Raw genomic sequence first — 4,682 nt, forward strand, 5'->3', positions numbered from 1 at the left:
TTTTCTTCTTTATTTTATTAAAAAAGAAATCATTGGTCTTTAAAACAGAACGTGTAACTCATTCTACGCGCTTGTTATACTTTCTTTTAACGATTGGTGTATTCTTTGCGAATCTACATCTTGCAGAAAAAGAGCGCCCTGAATTATTAACAAGATCATTCGATCGAGTCATGCTTGTCAAAAATTTAGGCTTATATACTCACCAAGTATATGACTTAACACTGCAAGTAAAAGCTGGGTCACAAAAAGCACTTGCTGATAGTAGTAAATTACAAGAAACTGAAAACTACGTAAAAGCAAATCAAAGCGAGCCAAACCCTAATATGTTTGGTGCAGCGAAAGGAAAAAACGTAATTGTCGTCACTCTTGAATCCTTGCAGACCTTCTTAATAGGCGCATCAGTGAACGGGCAAGAAGTTACACCATTCCTAAATGAATTCATAAATGAAAGTTATTACTTTGATAACTTTTTCCATCAAACTGGTCAAGGGAAAACATCCGATTCAGAATTTCTAATCGATACGTCGTTGTATCCATTAAATCGAGGAGCTGTATTCTTCACACACGGTAACAATGATTATACTGCAACTCCAGAAATTTTACGTCAGCAAGGTTATTTCACTTCTGTATTCCATGCGAATAACGCAACATTTTGGAATCGTAATATCATGTACTCTGCTCTTGGTTATGATCGTTACTATAATGAGCTTGATTACAAAATTACACCAGAAACAAATTTAAATTGGGGATTAAAAGATATCGAATACTTTGATCAATCAGTAGATATATTAAAAACTGTTAATCAACCATTCTATGCTCGTTTCCTTACTTTAACAAACCATTATCCATTTACGTATGATGAAGATACAAAATTCATTGAACCATACAACTCTGGTAATGGCGTATTTGATCGTTACATCGTAACAGCACGTTACTTAGACGAATCCATTAAAAAATTTATTGAACGTCTAAAGGCCGAGGGGCTTTACGATAATTCTATTATTGTGTTATACGGTGATCATTATGGAATTTCCGAAAAACATAATCGTGCAATGGCACAGTTTTTAGAAAAAGATCAAATAACAGAATTTGATACTTTAAATTTACAACGTACACCTTTATATATTCATATTCCTGGACAAACAGAAGGTCAAACTATTTCAAAGCCTACGGGACAAATCGATATGAAACCTACGATTCTAAATTTATTAGGTGTTGATTCTACGAATGATATCCGTTTTGGCCATGATATGTTTTCAGATGAATATACTGGCTTTGTTGTTTTACGTGATGGTAGCTTCGTTACAGATAAGTATGCATACAAAAACAACACTTTCTACGACCGTATAACAGGTGAAATTGTAGATTTACCAAAAAAAGAAGCTCAAGCCCTCATTAAACGTGCACAAAATGAATTACGAATGTCTGACAAAATTATTGAAGGCGATTTATTACGTTTCTCAGAAAGCAATAAAATTAAAACTGGCGAAGTACAAACTAAAATTAAAGAAACAGAAAAATAATCTATATGAAAAAGGAGCAACTTATTACAGTTGCTCCCTTTTACTTTTATTCTACACTTGTTTCTAAAGCTACATCTGTATAGGTATTATCATCACCTATATTTAAAATTACTTCACATTGACGCAATCTCAATTCAAAGAGCATGATAGAATCATGATAAACTTCAGGATTTGATTTCATTTTATGTAACATCTCTTGTTTTTCTTGTATTTCTAATTGCGTATTTTCTACAGCTTGCTTTAAGGAGTTAAATGGATTCCTAAAGAATATATGAATATCCCTCTCTTGTGTGTTTTCAAACAGCTCAAATTGCAAGAAAAATTTCTTCATAATAGAAGCCGTTACTTCAGTATAATCTTCATTTTCTACATACTGTTTATATTTGTTATATAGCATAGATTTATTTTTAGGAAGAACTCCAAATAATTTACCGGCACTTTTTAGTAAAAATTGTGCTGGCGTAAATCGACGTAAAATATTTACTTCATCCATTTGTATTCTAGTCGTCATCCTGTCAGTATCTCTGCGCCAGTCATCAAGCACTTTAAAGTCACATTCTAACTGTATTTTATTTTCTCCAAATAGTGAATTAAGCCCTTCACTAAGTTCTTCTAAATACGTTTGACTTTGAAGAAGCTCATTATTAGAAGTTGCAATCCAATTTTGCATAGAAAGAGCAAGATTAGGTAATACAGTTTGTTCTAAATATTTATGCACTCTTTCATTCATTGCTTTATTTAGTTCCGTATCCATGTGCCCGAAATCACTTTCTTCACTAATTAAATTAGAACAGCTCTTTAATATCTTCGGAATATTTTCGGTAAGATCATTTGTAATTTCAGTCTTCATTGAACGATATGATTGTGTAATGAAATGAATTTTTTCCCTTTCAAATGCAGTAAGGTTATTAATGCTACCGTTTAGTTTCACTAGCATATCTTCATTCCAATTAATAGCATCCACCAGGTTATTTTCTTTCTCAACACGTTTCTCCAAAAGATATGTAATTGTTTTTCGAATGAAAAATAATAACTTTTCAGTACGTTCTGCATCGATATTTTTATGATTAAAGTTAAAATGAATAAACTCGATTAAACCATTTAATTGTTGACTACTTGTATATAACGAGGAATAAGGGAAAATTCTCGCATACGGAAAATATGTATTTATTCTCGTTGCCGTATCATGTAATACCCTTTTCACTTCTGCTTCACTGTAAATGTTATCGATTTTATTTAATAAGAAATGAATTTGTAAATTTGGCGTATGTTCTTGAATACTTAATAGAATGTCACGTTCTTTATCAGTAAAAGGTGAATCCGCATTCAATACGAACAGTAATTCGTCTACAGAATTTAAATATTCGAATATCTCATCTCTAGTGTCGTTATTTCTATTAAAGCCAGGTGTCACTACAAATGTAAGTTTATTTTCATTTAAAAATCTGCATGGTAATTTAAATTCAACACACGCTCTATCTCTATATGTTTGATGGTGCTGAGACATCATATTATGGTAATCAGTGATATCTTCCGTTGTTGTAATTGCTGAGTCTGTTATAGCGTTTATTTCTATATGAGCATCATTTTTTAAAACTACTACATTTGAAATTGATTTTTCTAATATATTTTCTCCTAATATAGAGTTAATAAATGTAGTTTTTCCGTTCCCTGAAGTTCCCGTTACTAAAATACGATTTGTTCTTAAATCTGCGAGCTCGTCAACTAACCATTTAAATCGGTGACCTATTTCTATATTCTGCTTTTGTGCCCACTGTGTAATAGATTCAAAAAGGTGTAAGCTGTACTCTAAGCCATTTACATGATTAATAGAATGTGACAGTAAGTTTTCCGCATGTTCTATATTTGCTGAATCTATTTTGGAAGGGAAAATCTCATCCCATGCCAATACAGCTGCAGATGGAAATACAGCATAAGATGGATTGACTACCTTTAACCAGTTTGCTAACAGATTTGGTATGATATCGTCTAATTGTCTAAGCGTATATTGACCTTGAATTAATGTAAAGTACGTTTCTTCGTAAAGAGCAGAAACTTTGTTCCATATATCGGACGAATGTATTTCAATATGTAAGAAAAATTCATTTATTGTATTAAGCCATAATAAATAATTTGGTTCATCTTTATAACTGTTCCAAAGTGATGAAACCATTTGTGTAAATTGTACTTGATCTACATTATTTAATGTAGCTAATGCATCATAAAAATAGTCTGGTGAAATATGTTTAGTAAACCCTTTATCGATATATCCTTTTAACACCTCAAACCACGGATACGACTCTATTCGAATTAACTCATTCACAGCAAGCTCTACTGCACTATCAAAATCTTGCTGTTCCTCATAAAAGGAACGGGCAATTTTTGTGACGTTCGGATAATCAGGATTTAAAGAAACTGCTTCTTTAATAACACCGAAAGCTGAATCAAAATTATTTTGCTCAATGTAAAGAGAAAGTAGTTGTAATCTAATTTCGGTCATCAATATTTTATTATCAGTAGTAATGGAAGTATAAATATTTTCAGCATATGGTAATTGATTAAGTTCGAAATAAGCATCCGCAATATTTTTTTGTGCCCATGGTGCTAATTCATTACTAACCTTCTCCCATTTAAAAATAGCTGCTTCAAAATCTTGATGACGATAATAAAATTCACCTTGTGCAAAACGAATATAAGACCCATCAGAAATCTCATTTCGTTCTTCGTTTACATAAGCTTGTCCAAGTACGTCAAGAATTGACTTTGTTTCATTCTCCATTAGGAATGTTTCATAATACACCTTTTTTATTAATTGTTTTTCTAATCTCATCTTTTCCCCCACTATATCTTGAAAATACATTTTTAAGATATGTCAATGCTTTTTGTATGTATGCTTTTTATCTTAACAAAGAATATCTTTTGGAAAATTTCATTTTCCTTTCATTTTTCAAGTTAGATTGAATTTTTATGAGAAAAGTTTCAGTTTTTTTTCAATTCCCTTTCAGTTATGAAACAGCATTAAATGTTCCTAATAACCTAATAACACTATAATATTCCACATTATATTATCAGGAAAACCCCATATAAACCATATTATAAAAACAATCTATAATGAATTTATATGCGCAATTCACTGTGCTGTCAAACAAAAAACAACAA

Annotated in this window: 2 protein-coding genes; one reads left to right on the forward strand and one right to left on the reverse strand. The window is 31.3% G+C overall.

The genetic code is table 11. The features are described 5' to 3' along the window. Positions 1–1,523: LTA synthase family protein (locus ABWK52_RS26000; protein ID WP_353772230.1), on the forward strand; the 1,523-nt coding region annotated here is incomplete at its 5' end. A 46-nt stretch (positions 1,524–1,569) separates the two neighbouring features. Here the strand turns inward: ABWK52_RS26000 and ABWK52_RS26005 are convergent. Beyond that, positions 1,570–4,353, reverse strand: coding sequence for a dynamin family protein (locus tag ABWK52_RS26005; protein ID WP_061654843.1), 2,784 nt, complete (start codon positions 4,351–4,353; stop codon positions 1,570–1,572). Positions 4,354–4,682: the final 329 nt, after the last annotated feature.

The sequence above is a fragment of the Bacillus sp. AP50 genome, from assembly GCF_040492675.1.
In the GTDB taxonomy this organism is placed as follows: domain Bacteria; phylum Bacillota; class Bacilli; order Bacillales; family Bacillaceae_G; genus Bacillus_A; species Bacillus_A cereus.

Excerpts from the sequence above, each read along its gene's own strand:
- ABWK52_RS26005 (WP_061654843.1), bottom strand. The coding sequence starts at position 4,353 with ATGAGATTAGAAAAACAATTAATAAAAAAGGTGTATTATGAAACATTC.